This window comes from Pseudomonas sp. IT-347P (genome assembly GCF_949768005.1).
Lineage (GTDB): Bacteria > Pseudomonadota > Gammaproteobacteria > Pseudomonadales > Pseudomonadaceae > Aquipseudomonas.
Map to the genome: position 1 here is coordinate 373031 of NZ_CATKPQ010000033.1, position 17015 is coordinate 390045.

The 17015-nt window shown below is 60.1% G+C and carries 19 protein-coding genes and 1 other RNA gene; 13 read left to right on the forward strand and 7 right to left on the reverse strand.

Going from position 1 to position 17015, the window contains the following annotated elements; genetic code table 11:
- Positions 1-108: 108 nt before the first annotated feature.
- Positions 109-777: a gamma-glutamylcyclotransferase gene (locus tag ACM6IV_RS14495; RefSeq protein WP_414870508.1), complete on the forward strand. Its 669-nt coding sequence runs from the start codon at positions 109-111 to the stop codon at positions 775-777.
- Here the strand turns inward: ACM6IV_RS14495 and glpT are convergent.
- Positions 753-2102 carry a glycerol-3-phosphate transporter gene (gene glpT, locus ACM6IV_RS14500; protein ID WP_047596691.1) on the reverse strand — a complete coding sequence of 450 codons (1350 nt, stop codon included), beginning with the start codon at positions 2100-2102 and terminating at the stop codon, positions 753-755. The genes ACM6IV_RS14495 and glpT overlap by 25 nt on opposite strands.
- 223 nt (positions 2103-2325) lie before the next feature.
- Here glpT and ACM6IV_RS14505 point away from each other — a divergent pair, with 223 nt between their 5' ends.
- Complete coding sequence (locus ACM6IV_RS14505) at positions 2326-2955, forward strand: flagellar basal body-associated protein FliL (protein WP_414870509.1); 630 nt, start codon at positions 2326-2328, stop codon at positions 2953-2955.
- A gap of 178 nt (positions 2956-3133) precedes the next feature.
- On the forward strand, positions 3134-3748 hold the full coding sequence (locus ACM6IV_RS14510) for an energy transducer TonB (protein ID WP_414870510.1): 615 nt from the start codon (positions 3134-3136) through the stop codon (positions 3746-3748).
- A gap of 55 nt (positions 3749-3803) precedes the next feature.
- Here ACM6IV_RS14510 and ACM6IV_RS14515 read toward each other — a convergent pair whose 3' ends face one another.
- The gene (locus ACM6IV_RS14515; protein WP_414870511.1) at positions 3804-4781 is read right to left on the reverse strand and encodes an NADPH:quinone oxidoreductase family protein; all 978 of its coding nucleotides are present in this window, start codon (positions 4779-4781) and stop codon (positions 3804-3806) included.
- 150 nt (positions 4782-4931) lie between these two features.
- On the opposite strand from ACM6IV_RS14515, the gene ACM6IV_RS14520 reads away from it, so the two are divergent.
- The gene (locus tag ACM6IV_RS14520) at positions 4932-5339 is read left to right on the forward strand and encodes a flagellar basal body-associated protein FliL (RefSeq protein ID WP_041476900.1); all 408 of its coding nucleotides are present in this window, start codon (positions 4932-4934) and stop codon (positions 5337-5339) included.
- A gap of 115 nt (positions 5340-5454) precedes the next feature.
- Here the strand turns inward: ACM6IV_RS14520 and ACM6IV_RS14525 are convergent, their stop codons facing one another.
- Complete coding sequence (locus tag ACM6IV_RS14525; protein ID WP_414870512.1) at positions 5455-5907, reverse strand: EVE domain-containing protein; 453 nt, start codon at positions 5905-5907, stop codon at positions 5455-5457.
- A gap of 197 nt (positions 5908-6104) precedes the next feature.
- On the opposite strand from ACM6IV_RS14525, the gene ACM6IV_RS14530 reads away from it, so the two are divergent.
- Positions 6105-6260: a hypothetical protein gene (locus ACM6IV_RS14530; RefSeq protein ID WP_016985917.1), complete on the forward strand. Its 156-nt coding sequence runs from the start codon at positions 6105-6107 to the stop codon at positions 6258-6260.
- 36 nt (positions 6261-6296) lie between these two features.
- Here the strand turns inward: ACM6IV_RS14530 and ACM6IV_RS14535 are convergent, their stop codons facing one another.
- The 4 genes from ACM6IV_RS14535 to ACM6IV_RS14550 form a co-directional block, all read right to left on the reverse strand.
- On the reverse strand, positions 6297-6902 hold the full coding sequence (locus ACM6IV_RS14535) for a 5-formyltetrahydrofolate cyclo-ligase (protein ID WP_414870513.1): 606 nt from the start codon (positions 6900-6902) through the stop codon (positions 6297-6299).
- Positions 6903-6983: 81 nt separating this feature from the next.
- A non-coding RNA gene (ssrS, locus tag ACM6IV_RS14540) (6S RNA) lies at positions 6984-7162 on the reverse strand.
- 30 nt (positions 7163-7192) lie between these two features.
- Positions 7193-7510, reverse strand: coding sequence for a cell division protein ZapA (locus tag ACM6IV_RS14545; RefSeq protein WP_034151990.1), 318 nt, complete (start codon positions 7508-7510; stop codon positions 7193-7195).
- Complete coding sequence (locus ACM6IV_RS14550; protein WP_007911197.1) at positions 7507-7716, reverse strand: TIGR02449 family protein; 210 nt, start codon at positions 7714-7716, stop codon at positions 7507-7509. Before ACM6IV_RS14550 ends, ACM6IV_RS14545 begins: the two co-directional genes overlap by 4 nt.
- Before the next feature lie 130 nt (positions 7717-7846).
- Here ACM6IV_RS14550 and ACM6IV_RS14555 point away from each other — a divergent pair, with 130 nt between their 5' ends.
- From ACM6IV_RS14555 to gcvT, 8 genes are all read left to right on the forward strand, one after another.
- A complete protein-coding gene (locus ACM6IV_RS14555) occupies positions 7847-8407 on the forward strand; it encodes a YecA family protein (RefSeq protein WP_414870514.1) in 561 nt (186 codons plus the stop codon).
- 27 nt (positions 8408-8434) lie between these two features.
- Positions 8435-9769, forward strand: a complete 1335-nt coding sequence (gene pepP / locus ACM6IV_RS14560; RefSeq protein ID WP_414870515.1) for a Xaa-Pro aminopeptidase — start codon at positions 8435-8437, stop codon at positions 9767-9769.
- Positions 9766-10953 carry a 2-octaprenyl-6-methoxyphenyl hydroxylase gene (ubiH, locus tag ACM6IV_RS14565; protein WP_414870516.1) on the forward strand — a complete coding sequence of 396 codons (1188 nt, stop codon included), beginning with the start codon at positions 9766-9768 and terminating at the stop codon, positions 10951-10953. Before pepP ends, ubiH begins: the two co-directional genes overlap by 4 nt.
- A complete protein-coding gene (locus ACM6IV_RS14570) occupies positions 10946-11431 on the forward strand; it encodes a DUF4442 domain-containing protein (RefSeq protein ID WP_414870517.1) in 486 nt (161 codons plus the stop codon). The genes ubiH and ACM6IV_RS14570 overlap by 8 nt, the downstream gene beginning before the upstream one ends.
- A gap of 9 nt (positions 11432-11440) precedes the next feature.
- A complete protein-coding gene (locus tag ACM6IV_RS14575) occupies positions 11441-12658 on the forward strand; it encodes a 2-octaprenyl-3-methyl-6-methoxy-1,4-benzoquinol hydroxylase (protein WP_414870759.1) in 1218 nt (405 codons plus the stop codon).
- A 221-nt stretch (positions 12659-12879) separates the two neighbouring features.
- Positions 12880-13884, forward strand: coding sequence for an extracellular solute-binding protein (locus tag ACM6IV_RS14580; protein WP_414870518.1), 1005 nt, complete (start codon positions 12880-12882; stop codon positions 13882-13884).
- A 246-nt stretch (positions 13885-14130) separates the two neighbouring features.
- Positions 14131-15747 (forward strand): ABC transporter permease, encoded by a 1617-nt coding sequence (locus ACM6IV_RS14585; RefSeq protein WP_414870519.1) that lies wholly within the window; start codon positions 14131-14133, stop codon positions 15745-15747.
- Positions 15748-15902: 155 nt separating this feature from the next.
- Positions 15903-16985: a glycine cleavage system aminomethyltransferase GcvT gene (gene gcvT / locus ACM6IV_RS14590; protein ID WP_414870520.1), complete on the forward strand. Its 1083-nt coding sequence runs from the start codon at positions 15903-15905 to the stop codon at positions 16983-16985.
- Positions 16986-17015 lie beyond the last annotated feature (30 nt).

A 17015-nucleotide genomic window follows, 5' to 3' on the forward strand; every position in this document is an offset into this window, starting at 1 on the left:
CACAGTGCCATGGCACTCAAATTGCCTTGAAACATATGTGCCTTATTGTTACAGCGGTGCGTTCTATTAAGTAATTCTTCACCCGCGGGGAGCTGAACGCTATTCGCCATGAGCGCCATTGAAAACGCAATCCTGAACCTGGCTTACCCTCCGCGGCTCGATCTTGGGCCGCAGCTGACGCACGAACAACTGCTCGCTTCCATGCATTCGACCATGGCGCGCCACAAGGGCGGGCCGGTGTGGTTGTTCGCGTATGGTTCGCTGATCTGGCGGCCTGAATGCTCGGCGGTGGAGCGGGTACGCGGACGCGTGCATGGTTACCACCGCGGCTTGTACCTGTGGTCGCACGAGCATCGCGGTACACCGGAAATGCCCGGTCTGGTATTCGGTCTGGATCGTGGCGGTTCATGCAGTGGCTTTGCCTACCGCTTGCCGGAAGACAATCTCGATACCGCGCTCTATGCGCTGTGGAAGCGCGAGATGCCGGTACCGTCCTATCGCCCCCACTGGCTCAACTGCCGGCTCGAAGACGGCAGTCAGGTACAGGCGTTGGGATTCGTGTTGGAGCGACACCTGCCCAGCTACGCCGGCAACTTGCCGGATCACGTGCTAAGCCAGGTGTTTGAAAGCGCCAAGGGGCGTTACGGCACCACTCGCGATTATGTCGAGCAGACCGCCCATGCCCTGCGCAGCCACGCCATGCCAGACCGCAATCTGGAGGCGCGGCTCAAGCGCTGTAAGTCACCGTCGGATCAAGCGACTGCTTCACGGCTCTGACTGGCAACTTGCTTGTGCCACAGCGTCGGGGCCAAAAAGGCCATCGACAGCAGGCAAGCGCCTACCAGCAGCACAAAACCACCATCCCAGCCGAAATGGTCAACGGTGTAGCCCATCGCCGCGCTGGCCGCGACCGAACCACCGAGGTAACCGAACAGACCGGTGAAGCCCGCAGCGGTGCCGGCGGCTTTCTTCGGTGCCAGTTCCAGCGCCTGCAGACCGATCAGCATCACCGGGCCGTAGATCAGGAAGCCGATCGAGAACAGCGCGATCATGTCGACGGTCGGGTTGCCGGCCGGGTTCAGCCAGTAAACCAGCGTCGCCACAGTCACCAGTGCCATGAACACCATGCCGGTCAGGCCCCGGTTGCCACGGAAGATCTTGTCCGACATCCAGCCGCACAGCAGCGTGCCCGGAATGCCCGCCCACTCGTAGAAGAAATACGCCCACGAGGTTTTATCCACGGTGAAACCCTTGGCTTCCTTGAGGTAGGTCGGTGCCCAGTCCAGAACGCCGTAGCGCAGCAGGTAAACGAAGACGTTGGCCATGGCGATGTACCAGAGCATTTTGTTGCGCAGCACGTATTTGACGAAAATCTCTTTCGCGCTGAATTCGTCTTCGTGGCTGGCGTCGTAGCCTTCCGGGTAATCGTTCTTGTATTTCTCGATCGGCGGCAGGCCAACCGATTGCGGGGTGTCGCGCATGGTAATGAAAGCAAACACCGCCACGCCCAGCGCTACCGCTGCCGGTACATAGAAGGCTGCATGCCAGTCGTTGAACAGGCCCATGCCAATCAGGAACAGCGGGCCGATCAGGCCGCCGCCGACGTTATGCGCCACGTTCCACACCGACACCACGCCGCCGCGTTCCTTTTGCGACCACCAGTGCACCATGGTCCGCCCACTTGGCGGCCAGCCCATGCCTTGGGCCCAGCCATTGATGAACAGCAGGATGAACATCATGGTCACGCTGGACGTCGCCCAAGGTGCGAAACCGAAAATGAACATGACCCCGGCCGAGACCAGCAGGCCGAACGGCAGGAAGTAGCGCGGGTTGGAACGATCGGACACCAGGCCCATGAGGAATTTCGACAAGCCATAGGCAATGGCGATCGCCGACATCGCCAGGCCCAGATCGCCGCGGCTGTAGCCTTCGTCGATCAGGTATGGCATGGCCAGCGAGAAGTTTTTGCGCAGCAGGTAATAACCCGCGTAGCCAAAGAAAATACCGGCGAAGATCTGCCAGCGCAGGCGTCGGTAGGTACTGTCTATTTTTTCTTCAGGCAATGGAGCCTGATGTGCGGCAGGACGAAAGAAAGCAAACATTCAAGAGCTCCAGATTTCTTGTTTTGACTGCGGATGCGAATGTTACAGTTTCGTTACCGAAAATAGCACCGGTTCGCATCAAGCAAACAGCGGAAAATGTTGGAAGTCGCATGTTCTTTTACGAACCTGTCGCTCAGCTGTAAGAACAGGGCGTTTTTGTCGCGCACAGAACGCTGTGTCTTAGACTCGCGGTCTATAAATCGACTGATATCGCGAGATGACGATGACCCCGAAAGTTCGCAGGCTATTGCCCAGATTGTTGATGGTCGCAGCAGTGACTGTTTCAGTGTTGGCATTGAGCTTCGCCCAAGGTTCTGCGGCGCCGGGCCTGCGCAATGTCACCGTGTTGATTGTCCGTCATGCGGAAAAGCCTGATGTAGGCCGTGAACTCAATGCCTGGGGCGAGCAGCGCGCCGCCGCTTACGCGGACTATTTCACCTCTTTGCAGTTGGATGACCAGACACTCACGCCCCAACGTCTGATCGCTACCGCCGACAGCCCGGAAAGCATCCGCCCGCGTCAGACGCTGATCCCACTGTCCCAGCGCCTGCAACTGCCGATCGAGCAGCCCTACGCCAATAACGATGTCGATAAACTGGTCAACACGCTGCGCAAGAATAATCAGGCGAAAACCGTGCTGATATCCTGGCACCACGGCCACATCAACAAACTGATTGCCGCTTTCGGCGGAGATGGCCCGGCGTTGATCGGTCAGCCGAAATGGCCGGTGGATGTCTACGATTGGCTGATTGTTTTGCGTTTCGATGACAAGGGGCAGTTGGCCCAGTCTCATAGTCAGAAGGTTCAGGAGCATCTGATGCCTGGTGACGTTGCCGGCGCAAGCGGCGGCTAAATCTCCGTAAGAAAAATTACCTGCGACCATTCGTGCAGCGGGTTTGCCCGGTTTCCCGAAGGGATCAAGGAAACGTCCTGCATGCAGCGGCGAAGCTGCGCCATTCAGTTAGAAGTCATTGCTCCGTAACCTTTGTGTTGTTGCTGGATAGGACAACTCACTAGGGAGGGGCAGGATCATGCGATGGTTTTTTGCTGGGTTTTGGTTGTTGGTCGGCTGTTCCGCGCTGGCCTCAGAATTGTTTTTAATACCGGAAAACAATCCCAAGCCGATTTATCCTCTAGAACTGCAAAGGGCAGGTATAACGGGCGAGGTGAATGTTAGTTTCGTCGCCAATGCTGATGGCTCAGTCGGCGAAATCAGCATTCGAGAAAGCACTCACCCTGACTTTTCCGATGCGGTTCGAGTCGCAGTGGCGCAGTGGCGCTTCAAGCCTTGGACGGTTGAAGGGGATAAACCTGAAGAGCAGGAAGTCATCGCGCCAATGATTTTCAGGCTCGATCTGGATCAGCCCATTCACGTCAATCAGCAGCTGAAAGTCTTACGATGCCGTACGGTTAACGAGCATCTGGCCAATATTGCCGAGTATTCATGGGTTGATTCGGCGGTGTTCGCACAAACCCGCGCCTATCTCACGAACGTCTTCCATAAATCTCAGCTACCGGACGCACAGCGTCTGGCGATGATTGCCAAGATGAATCGGCGGGTTGAGACGATCGTCAGGGCTTGTCGAGAGAGCCCGACGCGCAAATTCATAAGCCTGTTACCAACGGAGATCCGTGAGTTGCTTTGATAACAAAGGCCAGTACGACCAAACCGGACATTCTGGCCTTTTATCGAAAGGTCACTCAGCGCACTTGCACCACCACCTTGCCCACCGCCTTGCGCTGGCCAAGATCATTGATCGCCTGCGCCGCATTGCTCAGTGGGTACACCTGCGACACTAGCGGTTTCAGCTTGCCTTCGGCGAACCAGCCGAACAATTGCTGGAAGTTCGCCGCGTTGTCCTGCGGCTGACGCTGGGCGAAGGAGCCCCAGAACACGCCGAGTACCGCCGCGCCTTTGAGCAGGGCAAGGTTGACCGGCAGCTCCGGGATGCGCCCGCTGGCGAAGCCGACGACCAGCAGGCGGCCATTCCATGCGATAGCGCGGATGGCTTGATCGAAGAGGTCGCCGCCGACCGGGTCGTAAATCACGTCAGCGCCCTGGCCGTCGGTGAGGCGTTTGATTTCGTCCTTGAGGCTGGTTTCGCTGTAGTTGATCAGCTCATCGGCGCCGGCAGCCTTGGCCACCGCAAGTTTCTCGGCGCTGCTGGCGGCGGCGATGACGCGGGCGCCCATGGCTTTACCGATTTCCACTGCCGCCAGGCCGACGCCGCCGGACGCGCCAAGCACCAGCAGGGTTTCGCCGGCTTGCAGGTTGGCGCGTTGCTTGAGGGCGTGCATCGACGTGCCGTACGTCATGCTGAACGCGGCGGCGGTGTTGAAGTCCATCGATGGCGGGATAGGCAGGACGTTGTAGCCCGGCACCGCGACCTGCTCGGCGAAACTGCCCCAACCGGTCAACGCCATGACCCGATCCCCGACCTTGAGATGACTGACCTTTTCCCCGACTTCGCGCACCACACCAGCCGCTTCGCCACCCGGCGAGAACGGGAAGGGCGGTTTGAACTGGTACTTGCCCTCGATGATCAGCGTGTCCGGGAAGTTGACCCCGGCGGCGTGCACGTCCAGCAGGATTTCGTTCTTCTTCAGGGCGGGGCTGGCGACGTCTTCCAGCACCAGCGATTCGGCAGGGCCGAAGGCTTTGCACAGCACGGCTTTCATCAGGGCTATTCCTTTGGGAGTGATGGCCGATAAGTGTAGGTGTGTCAGTCAACGGGTCAACGAGCATGCCCGGCCCTGATAGTCAGCCATAAGCTTGTGCTTGCGCGGCGGGTCGTTATGCTAGGCCGCAAACCGGATAAGGAGCGAATTGTGAAAGCGTGGATCATGTTGTTGCTGGCCCTGTCTCTGCCTGTGGCAGCGCTGGCCGAAGAAGCCAAAGAAGGCGAGGCGCCGAAGGTCAATTACATCACCCTGAGCCCGCCCTTCGTGGGCAACTACGGGCTGGATGGCACGCCGAAGCTCAAGGTCTACAAGGCTGATGTGGCATTGCGCGTGACCGGCGAAGAGGCGACCAAACTGGTCAAGGCCAATGAGCCGCTGATCCGTAATCAATTGGTGGCGCTGTTTACCCAGCAAAGCACCGAGGCGATGGGTAGCATCGAAGGCAAGGAAAAGCTGCGTCAGGAAGCGTTGAAGCAGACCCAGCAAGTGATGAATGACGAGACCGGCAAGCCGGTGGTGGAAGATCTGTTGTTCAACAACCTGATCATTCAGTAAGCCATTCGTTGTCCGGGCAGGCCTCATCGCGAGCAGGCTCACTCCTACAGTTGGAATGCGTTCCCCTGTAGGAGTGAGCCTGCTCGCGATGGTGATGTTTCAGGCAACATATTCTTCAAGGCTTGAGGGCAATCACCGCCGCCCATTGCTCCGCCGTAACGGGCATCACCGACAATCTTGATCCCTTCTGCACCAACGGCATCTCGGCCAGCGCCGTCTGCTGCTTCAGATAATCCAGCTTCAACACCCCCGCAAACGTCTCAACGTGCTCGACATCGATTGCACTCCAGGCATTCTTCTCTGGCGTTGCCTTCGGATCGAAGTAATGACTGTCCGGCGCCAGTGCGGTGGGATCCGGATAGGCCGCTGCGATTATTTTGCCGATTCCGGCGATTCCCGGCTCCGGGCAACTGGAATGGTAGAAAAAGAACTCATCGCCCGCCGCCATCGCCCGCAGGAAGTTACGCGCCTGATAATTGCGAACCCCGTCCCAGCGCGCTGTGCCGAGCCTCTCCAGACCTTTGATCGAGAGTTCGTCGGGTTCGGATTTCATCAGCCAATAGGCCATGTCGTGTGCTCCTGAAACGGTCATTGGGCAGGTTGTCGGGCAATTTTATGACAAACCGACAGTCGGTTGACGTCAGCGTTTGCGCGCAGGTTCACGTTGTCGCAAAATGCCGGCCTTTAAAGCTTGACGCTGCTGCACGGCCTACAAACGGAAACCGCTGCTGTCATCGTGATGATGTGCCTTGAGGGGGGCAATCGATGAAACGCAAACCGGATTTGCTATGGACTTTGGTAATTTTGTTCGGCCTGGGCGTCGTGACCACCGGTTACGCACAGAGCCTGTGGTCCAACAAGGCTGATGCGCCGATTGAAGTCGCGCAACAGGTTCAACAGTCGACAGCCTTCAAGCGCTGAAACGACTGCTTCGACGCCGCTGTTCTGCGCGGCGTCCTATCCCGCGAAATACCATGCCTTGTCGCTGACCGTGCCTTGTAACGGTACATCCCAACTCGCCTGCGCCAAGCGTTCGACCTTCTGACATTCATGGGCCAGACCCAACAGCGTCGGCTTGCGCCAGCTTTTTCGTCGAGCCAGATAGGCCAGGCTGCGGTCGTAAAAACCGCCGCCCATCCCCAGTCGCCCGCCGACATCGTCAAACCCGACCAACGGCAGCAACACCAGATCCAGCGCCCAGACCTTGCGTTGCCGGGCTAGATTGGCTCGCGGTTCGAGGATACGGAAGCGGTTGGGTTTGAGTTTCTCGCCGGGGCGAATCCGCTGGAAAACCATTTTGGTCCGCGGCCACGCGCTGAGCACCGGCAAATAAGTCGCTTTGCCGCGGCGCTGCGCTTCACGCAGCAGCAGGCGCGGATCGATTTCGCCGTCGGTGGGCAGATACAACGAGATATGTCTGGCCCGGCGAAAATGCGGGTCTTGCGCCAGTTGCCGGTACAGGCCTTTGGCGGCCTGGCGTTGTTCGCTTTTGCTCAGCGAGCGGCGCGCCTTGCGCAGCAGGCGGCGGAGTTGCGGGCGGGGCAGCAGCGCGGGTTCGGTCATGGTTCGGCTTCGGCAGGGTGGATGCAAAAACGTACGCATAAAAAATCCGATGGCGGTTTTCACCGACATCGGATTCGAATCAGGCTCCCCGGATGAACCGCTGTCAACTTAGCCCTTGAACCCGAAAGTTCAAGGTGGAAGATGCAGTAGACTTTAAGGCTTTCCGTCTAGCGGACATGCACACCAGCCCAACGTGCAACTTCCAGGGTAGTGCGAATCGGCTCAGGGACATCGTCAACTGGCAAGCACCCCAGGGAGTGCCGCGAGTATACCGCAAGCGGCCAGTCGAATCAGCCCTTGGTGGTGTTCTGATCGTCGGCGAGGACCAGATCGACACGATCGAGCAAGTCGCGCACCTGTTCACGGGTCGAGCCGCTGGCCTGGATATCCGGGCGCTCTTCTTTGTGCAAGAGGTCGTGGGTGATGTTCAGCGCAGCCATCACGGCGATACGGTCGGCCCCGATGACTTTGCCGCTGCTGCGGATCTCGCGCATCTTGCCATCCAGGTAGCGCGCGGCACTCACCAGATTGCTGCGTTCTTCCTGCGGGCAGATGATCGAATATTCTTTGTCGAGGATCTGCACGGTGACGCTATTGCTTGAACTCATGAGTCTTGCTCCAGGGCCTTGAGGCGCGAAATCATCGATTCGACCTTACGCCGGGCGATTTCGTTTTTTTCAATGAGGTGAGCGCGTTCCTCGCGCCAGGTTTTTTCCTGAGCTAGTAAGAGTGCATTTTGACTCTTTAGTTGCTCGACTCGACCAATCAGCAATTCGAGTCTGGCCATCAGCGCTTGCAGGTCGGTGTCTTCCATTGTGTCCACTGAGTTGGAGTCTGTCTGATGGGATAGCTGGCGGACAGCCTTTAATAGTCTTGGCGAGTCTGTCGATGTAGGATACAAGGCCTTCATTCTAGACATAGCGCCGTCTGGCGCCTAGCTGCCCATGACCATTGCGAATTCCCCGTACCAAGCCTTTGCCACCCTGCTGACTTCCAGCGGCCACAACGTCTCGCCTGCCGAACTGCACGGCGTGCTGCTCGGACGCAGCTGCGCCGGTGCCGGCTTCGATAACGAAGGCTGGCTGATCGACGCCGCCGAACTGCTCGAAGGCGATATTCAGGACAACGTCCGCAACGCCCTGATCGGCCTGCAAGAGATGGTCAAAGGCGAGCTGACCGGCGACGACGTCACTGTCGTTCTGCTGCTACCGACCGATGACGCGCCGCTGGCCGAGCGCGCCGCTGCACTGGGTGAATGGTGCCAGGGCTTCCTCAGCGGTTTCGGCCTGAACTGTCGCGACAGCAGCATGCTCAGCACTGAAGCCACCGAAGTGCTGCAGGATCTGGCTGCGATTTCCCAGGTGCAAGACGCCTTGGAAGAATCCGATGACGGTGAAAACGACTACATGGAAGTCATGGAGTACCTGCGCGTTGCGCCGCTGCTGCTGTTCTCGGAAACCAAGAAAGCCGACGTGCCGCCAGCCGCCAAGCCGTCGCTGCATTAATCGCGTGCCAGGGAAAGCCATCTGCCCATGACCCATATCCCGAAAGCGGAATACAGCCGTCGCCGCAAGGCCCTGATGGCGCAGATGGTACCCAACAGCATCGCGATCCTGCCCGCCGCCGCGGTAGCCATTCGCAACCGCGACGTCGAGCACGTCTACCGTCAGGACAGCGATTTCCAGTACCTCAGCGGGTTTCCCGAGCCGCAAGCCGTCATCGTCTTGATGCCCGGTCGTGAGCACGGCGAGTACGTGCTGTTCTGCCGTGAGCGCAACGCCGAACGCGAATTGTGGGACGGCCTGCGCGCAGGGCAGGAAGGCGCTATCCGCGACTTCGGTGCCGACGACGCTTTCCCGATCACCGACATCGACGACATCCTCCCGGGCCTGATCGAGGGCCGCGACCGGGTGTATTCGGCGATGGGCAGCAATCCCGAATTCGACCGGCACCTGATGGACTGGATCAACGTGATTCGCTCCAAGGCGCACCTCGGCGCCCAGCCACCGAACGAATTCGTTGCCCTGGATCATCTGTTGCACGACATGCGTCTGTATAAATCGGCGGCAGAAGTGAAGGTGATGCGCGAAGCTGCACGGATCTCGGCGCAAGCCCACATCCGCGCGATGCAGGCCAGTCGGGCCGGACTTTACGAATACAGCCTCGAAGCCGAACTCGATTACGAATTCCGCAAGGGCGGGGCGAAGATGCCGGCCTATGGCTCGATCGTTGCCGCCGGGCGCAACAGCTGCATCCTGCATTACCAGCAGAATGACGCGTTGCTCAAGGACGGCGATCTGGTGTTGATCGACGCCGGTTGCGAGATCGACTGCTACGCCAGCGACATTACCCGCACCTGGCCGGTCAACGGCAAGTTTTCGCCGGAGCAGAAAGCGATCTACGAGTTGGTGCTGGCCTCGCAGGAAGCCGCATTCGCCGAAATCGCCCCGAACAAGCACTGGAATCAGGCGCACGAAGCCACGGTTCGAGTGATTACCACCGGGTTGGTGAAACTCGGTTTGCTGCAAGGCGAGGTTGACGAGTTGATCGCCAGCGAAGCCTATAAGGTCTTTTACATGCACCGCGCCGGCCACTGGCTGGGCATGGATGTGCACGACGTCGGCGAGTACAAGGTCGGCGGCGAATGGCGTGTGCTCGAGGTCGGCATGGCGCTGACCGTGGAGCCGGGCATCTACATCGCCCCGGACAATCAGAACGTCGCGAAGAAATGGCGCGGCATTGGCGTGCGCATCGAAGACGACGTGGTGGTAACCAAAACCGGTTGTGAAATCCTCACCAGCGGCGTGCCGAAAACCGTCGCTGAAATCGAAGCGCTGATGGCGCAAGCAAGGACACACGCGGCATGAGTCGAGTCAATCTGGCAATCATCGGTGGCGGTCTGGTCGGCGCCAGTCTGGCGCTGGCCTTGCAGGCCGGGGCCAAGGCCCGTGGCTGGAAGATCGTGCTGATCGAACCGTTTGCTCCCGGTGACAGTTGGCAGCCGAGCTACGACGCACGTTCGTCGGCGCTGTCCTTCGGTTCGCGGCAGATTTATCAACGGCTGGGCGTGTGGCAGGAAATCTCCCGTCGCGCCGAGCCGATCAAACAGATTCACGTGTCTGACCGTGGCCGCTTCTCCACCGCGCGCTTGTCGGCGATGGAGGAGGGCGTACCGGCGCTTGGTTACGTGGTGGAAAACGCCTGGCTCGGCCAGTGCCTGTGGCAACACCTCGACAAAGACGTGATCAGCTGGCGCTGCCCGGCGGAAGTCACGCGCATGGAGCCGCTGCCTGACGGCTATCGCCTGACCCTCAACGATGAAACCACCCTTGAATGCGACCTCGCGGTGCTTGCCGATGGCGGTCGCTCCGGGCTGCGCGAACAGTTGGGCATCAACGTGCGCAAGCGTCCGTACAACCAGAGCGCACTGATCGCCAACATCACCCCGAGCGAAGCGCACAACGGCATGGCCTTCGAGCGCTTTACCGACGAAGGGCCGATGGCTTTGCTGCCGTTGCCGGAAAACCGCTGCGCACTGGTCTGGACCCGTTTGGGCATGGACGCACAACGTCTGGCCGACTTGAGCGAACGCGATTTCCTCAGCGAACTGCAGGGCGTGTTCGGTTATCGCCTCGGTACGCTGAAGCAGGTTGGCGCACGACATTTGTATCCGTTGTCGCTGGTCGAAGCCGAAGAGCAAGTGCGCTCGCATCTGGCTGTGCTTGGCAACGCGGCGCACAGCCTGCACCCGATTGCCGGCCAGGGTTTCAACCTGTCGCTGCGCGATGCTGATGCCTTGGCCGCCGCGTTGTTGTCCAGTGAAAAACCGCTGGGCGACTTCGCAACCTTGCAGGCGTATCGCGAGCGTCAGCGTCTCGATCAGGATCTCACCGTCGGTTTCTCCGATCAGGTCACCCGGCTGTTCGGCAGCACACAGCCATTGGTTTCGCTGGGGCGCAACATCGGCCTGCTCGGCCTTGATCTGTTGCCACCGGCCAAGCGCTGGTTTGCCCGTCAGGCCATGGGTTTGGGAACGCGTCCGGATGCTTAAGTGGTTGACCGCAAAATTCGGCAAGGCGCGACTGATGCGTTGGGTGATGACGTTTTACCCGCCGTATCTGGGCGCCGGTGTTCGGGTTCGGCATATCAGCGATGACTTCCGCGACGTTCAGGTGTCGATGGGACTGGGCTGGTACAACCGCAACTACGTCGGCACCCAGTTTGGCGGCAGCCTGTATTCGATGGTCGATCCGTTTTTCATGCTGATGCTCATGGAAAACCTTGGCTCGAAGTACATCGTCTGGGACAAGGCTGCCGACATCGATTTCATTGCGCCGGGCAAAGGCCCGGTGTTCGCCCGCTTCAATATCGACGAGACCTTGCTCGCCGAGATCCGCCGGCAGACCGCCAATGGCGAAAAGTACCTGCCGCAGTTGCAGATCGACATTCATGACGGCGCCGGCGATCTGGTGGCGCGGGTCGGTAAAACCCTTTACGTGCGGCTCAAGCCGCAAGCGAGACAGGCTTAAAGCATGGAAATGCGCGCAGATCTGCTGATTGTCGGAGCCGGAATGGTCGGCAGCGCCCTGGCGTTGGCGCTGCAGGACAGCGGTCTTGAAGTCCTGCTGCTCGACGGCAGCCCGCTGAGCGTCAAACCGTTCGACGCCGAAGCCGCGTTCGAACCGCGAGTGAGCGCCCTGTCAGCGGCCAGCCAGCGGATTCTTGAACGCCTCGGCGTGTGGGATGGCATCGCCGCTCGGCGCAGCAGCCCGTACACCGACATGCATGTGTGGGACGGCAGCGGCACCGGGCAGATTCATTTCTCGGCGAGCAGCGTGCATGCCGATGTGCTTGGTCATATCGTCGAAAACCGCGTAGTGCAGGATGCCTTGCTCGACCGTTTGCACGATTGCGATCTGGGCATGCTGGCCAATGCGCGGCTGGAGCAGATGCGTCGCTCCGGTGATGACTGGCTGCTGACATTGGCTGATGGCCGGCAATTGCGTGCGCCGTTGGTGATTGCCGCTGACGGTGCCAACTCGGCGGTTCGCCGCCTGACCGGCGTTGCCACCCGCGAGTGGGATTATCTTCATCACGCCATCGTCACCAGCGTACGCAGCAGCAAGCCGCACCAGATGACTGCCTGGCAGCGTTTCACCGATCACGGGCCGCTGGCGTTTCTGCCGCTGGAACGCGACGGGCAGCAGGATTGGTGTTCGATCGTCTGGTCGACCACTCCTGGCGAGGCCGAGCGCTTGATGGCGCTGGATGAAGCGGCTTTCTGCCGTGAGCTGGAGCGCGCCTTTGAGGGGCGTCTCGGCGAAGTCATCAGTGCCGATCCGCGACTGTGCGTGCCGCTGCGTCAACGCCATGCCAAGCGTTACGTGGCTGAAGGGCTGGCGTTGATTGGCGATGCGGCGCACACCATTCATCCGTTGGCGGGGCAGGGTGTGAACCTTGGTTTCCTTGATGCGGCGGTTCTGGCGGAGGTGCTGTTGCAAGCAGCCGAACGTGGCGAGCGCTTGGCGGATGTGAAGGTACTCAGCCGTTACGAGCGTCGGCGCATGCCGCACAACCTCGCGCTGATGGCGGCGATGGAGGGCTTTGAGCGGTTGTTCCAGGCTGACCCGTTGCCGGTGCGCTGGTTGCGTAATGCCGGGTTGAAGCTGGTGGAGCAGATGCCGGAGGCGAAGGCGCTGTTTGTCCGTGAAGCCCTCGGGTTGACCGGTGATCTTCCGGCCCTTGCCAAACCCTGATTTTTTCGTTGCTGCATATGGCCTCATCGCGAGCCGGCTCACTCCTACAGGGGAACGCATTTCAGATGTAGGAGTGAGCCTGCTCGCGATGGCGCCAGTCCAGGCACCACAATTTTCAAACTGTGCAACATCTGGTAACTCCTTCAAAAAGAGTTCGATTGAGGTGGTAAATGTGAGTCCTTATCATTTGGCCCACATTTTCCGACCGAGAGACCACTCCCATGTTGGCACCCAAGCGTCTTCTGACCGCACTGGCCCTGACCCTGATCGGCAGCACAACGGCCCAGGCTGCTGATGAGGTGGTGGTTTACTCGTCGCGCATCGATGAACTGATCAAACCGGTCTTCGATGCCTACACGGCCAAGACCGGGGTGAAGATCAAGTTCATCACCGACAAGGAAGCGCCGCTGATGCAGCGCATCAAGGCCGAAGGTGAAAACGCCACTGCTGACCTGTTGCTCACCGTTGACGCCGGCAACCTCTGGCAGGCCGAGCAGATGGGCATCCTGCAACCGTTTACCTCGAAAACCATCGACACCAATATTCCGCTGCAGTATCGCTCGTCCACGCACGCCTGGACTGGCCTGAGCCTGCGTGCACGGACCATCGCCTACTCCACCGAACGGGTGAAACCGGGCGAACTGACCACCTACGAAGCGCTGGCCGACAAGAACTGGGAAGGGCGCCTGTGCCTGCGTACGGCAAAGAAGGTCTATAACCAGTCACTGACCGCGACCATGATCGAAGTCCACGGTGCGGCCAAGACCGAGGAAATCCTCAAGGGCTGGGTCAACAACCTGTCGACCGACGTGTTCTCCGATGACGTCGCGGTGCTGGAAGCGATCAACGCCGGGCAGTGCGATGTCGGCATCGTCAACACCTATTACTACGGTCGCCTGCACAAGCAGAAGCCGGAGCTGCCGGTGAAGCTGTTCTGGCCGAATCAGGCCGATCGCGGCGTGCACGTGAACCTGTCGGGCATCGGCCTGACCAAACACGCACCGCACCCGGAAGCGGCCAAGGCTTTGGTCGAGTGGATGACCACGCCTGAGGCGCAGAAGATCTTCGCTGACGTGAACCAGGAATTCCCGGCCAACCCGGCAGTGGCGCCTTCGGAAGAAGTGGCGGCGTGGGGCAAGTTCATCGCTGACACGTTGCCGGTGGAAGTGGCGGGCAAGCGTCAGGCCGAGGCGATCCGGATGATGGATCGGGCGGGTTGGAATTGAGGGTTTTCGTATAACGGTTCATCCTCCAAAATCGCTCCCTCACCCCAGCCCTCTCCCGGAGGGAGAGGGAGCCGATCAATGTTGTCTTCGAAAACTTGAGTTCGACTCGATATCTCAGGTCGATGTAGCTTGCATGAGCACCTAGGTCAGTCCCCTCTCCCCCCGGGAGAGGGCTAGGGTGAGGGCAACAGTCCTGATCTGAAACACCAAGCCCAAGAACACTCACATCCCTCCAGAGTCCAAAAAGTGGCCCACCCCGCCCAACGCCGCTGGTACCCCATCGTCTTCGCCATCGCCGCGCTGGTGCTGTTGCCCCTGAGTGTTCTGCTGCTGTCATGGCAGACCATCGATCAGCAAATCTGGTCGCATCTGTGGGAAACCCAGATGCCGCGCCTGCTCGGCAACACCCTGACGTTGGTCGTCGGCGTCGGTGTCGGCGTGACGCTGCTCGGCGTCAGCCTGGCCTGGCTCACCAGCCTCTGCGAATTCCCCGGTCGACGCTGGCTCGACTGGGCGCTGATGCTGCCCTTCGCCATTCCCGCCTATGTGCTGGCCTTCGTTTTCGTCGGCCTGCTCGACTTCGCCGGCCCCGTGCAGACCTTGCTGCGCGAATGGTTTGGCACAGGCCTGCGTCTGCCCCGGGTGCGCTCCACTGGCGGGGTGATTGTGGTGTTGGTGCTGGTCTTCTATCCCTACGTCTATCTGCTGGCGCGTACGGCATTCCTCGCCCAGGGCAAAGGCCTGATGGAAGCGGCGCGGGTACTGGGTCAATCGCCGTGGCAAGCGTTCTGGCGCGTGGCATTGCCGATGGCGCGTCCGGCCATTGGCGCCGGCGTGGCACTGGCGCTGATGGAAACCCTGGCGGACTTCGGCGCGGTGTCAGTATTCAATTTCGACACCTTCACCACGGCGATCTACAAAACCTGGTACGGCTTCTTCAGCCTGCCGAGTGCGGCGCAACTGGCCAGTCTGTTGCTCCTGGTAGTAATGCTGGTGCTTTATGGCGAGCGTCGCGCGCGCGGGGCCAATCGGGCGAGCAACGAACGGCCACGGGTGAAAGCCCTTTATCACTTGCGCGGATTCAAGGCCTTCGCGGCGATGAGCTGGTGCGGATTGGTATTTGCCTGCGCCTTCGTGATCCCGGTGCTGCAACTGATCGTCTGGTTCTGGCAGCGTGGCCGTTTCGATCTCGATGAACGTTACGCCGGGCTGATACTGCATACCTTGTATCTGGGCGGCATGGCGGCACTGATTACCGTCAGCGTTGCCTTGCTCTTGGCGTTCGCTCGACGACTGGCGCCGACGCAGGCGATCAGCTCCGGTGTGGGTCTGGCCAACCTGGGTTACGCCTTGCCGGGTTCGGTGCTGGCGGTGTCGATCATGCTGGCGTTCAGTTACCTGGATCGCGAGCTGGTGATTCCACTCTCGGGCTGGCTCGGTGGCGCGGGCAAGCCGCTGCTGCTCGGCAGCCTGGCGGCGTTGCTGATGGCTTATCTGGTGCGTTTTATTGCCGTGGCCTATGGACCGCTCGAGAGCAGTCTGGCGCGTATACGGCCATCTTTGCCCGAAGCAGCACGTAGCCTCGGTGTCAGTGGGCCGCGACTGTTTTTCAAAGTGTATCTGCCGCTGTTGTTGCCCGGCACGTTGAGCGCTGCGCTGCTGGTGTTCGTCGATGTGCTCAAGGAAATGCCCGCGACCCTGCTGATGCGCCCGTTTGGCTGGGATACGCTGGCGGTGCGGATCTTTGAAATGACCAGCGAGGGCGAGTGGGCGCGGGCGTCGCTGCCAGCGCTGACCCTGGTGTTGGTCGGTTTACTGCCGGTCATTGGCCTGATCCGCCGCTCGGCGCATCGAAACACTTAGTAGTGAGTCCTGAATCATGCGGCTACAATGCGCGGCATTCGGTGCGGTTCGTCTGACAGACCGGTTCGCTGGGATCGGCTGAGAGCCTTCTATTTCAAGGCTTTCACCCGTGTAGCGGCTGTCCGCACCTTCGCCACGCCCGGAAGGAGAAACCCATGGGACAGCGTACGCCTCTGTATGACCTGCATCTCGCCCTCGGCGCGAAGATGGTCGATTTTGGCGGTTGGGACATGCCACTGCATTACGGCTCGCAGGTCGAGGAGCACCACGAAGTGCGCCGCGATTGCGGGGTGTTCGATGTTTCCCATATGACCGTGATCGACGTCACCGGCACCCAGGCCAAGGCCTGGCTCCAGCATTTGCTGGCCAATGATGTCGACCGCCTGCACCGCCCCGGCCGGGCGTTGTACAGCACCATGCTCAACGAGCGCGGCGGCATCGTCGACGACATGATCGTCTATCGCCTCGAGGACGCTTATCGTCTGGTGTTCAACGCCTCCACCCGCGATCAGGATCTGGCCTGGATGAACGCGCAACTCGGCGCCTACGACGTGCAACTGCACGAACGCGCCGAGCTGGCGATGCTCGCCATTCAAGGCCCGCAGGCCCGGCACAAGATTGCCGAACTGGTGACCCAGTCCCGCGCCACGCTGATCCAGCACCTCAAACCCTTTGAAGGCTACACCGACGGTGACTGGTTTATCGCCCGTACCGGTTATACCGGTGAAGATGGCCTGGAAATCTGCCTGCCGGCCAATCAGGCGCCGGGGTTTTTCAACGATCTGGTCGGCGCCGGCATTTCCCCGATTGGCCTCGGCGCCCGTGACACGTTGCGCGTTGAAGCGGGGATGAACCTGTACGGTCAGGACATTCATCAGGACGTTTCGCCACTGGCCTCGAACATGGCCTGGAGCATTGCCTGGGAACCGGCCACGCGCCAGTTCATCGGCCGTGCTGCGCTGGAGGCGGAAAAAGCCGCCGGCGTCGCGCACAAACTGGTCGGTCTGGTCCTGGAAGAACGTGGTGTTTTGCGCGCTCATCAAGTGGTTCGCATCGCCGATGTTGGCGAAGGGGAGATCACCAGTGGTAGTTTCTCTCCTACGTTGAGCAAATCGATTGCCCTGGCGCGTGTTCCGATGGCAACTGCCGACCGCGCCGAAGTGGAAATCCGTGGCAAGTGGTATCCCGTGCGAGTGGTCAAACCGACCTTCGTACGCCATGGCAAAACTTTGATCTAACCTTTCTCCGGCGGGCAGCCCGCTGACAAT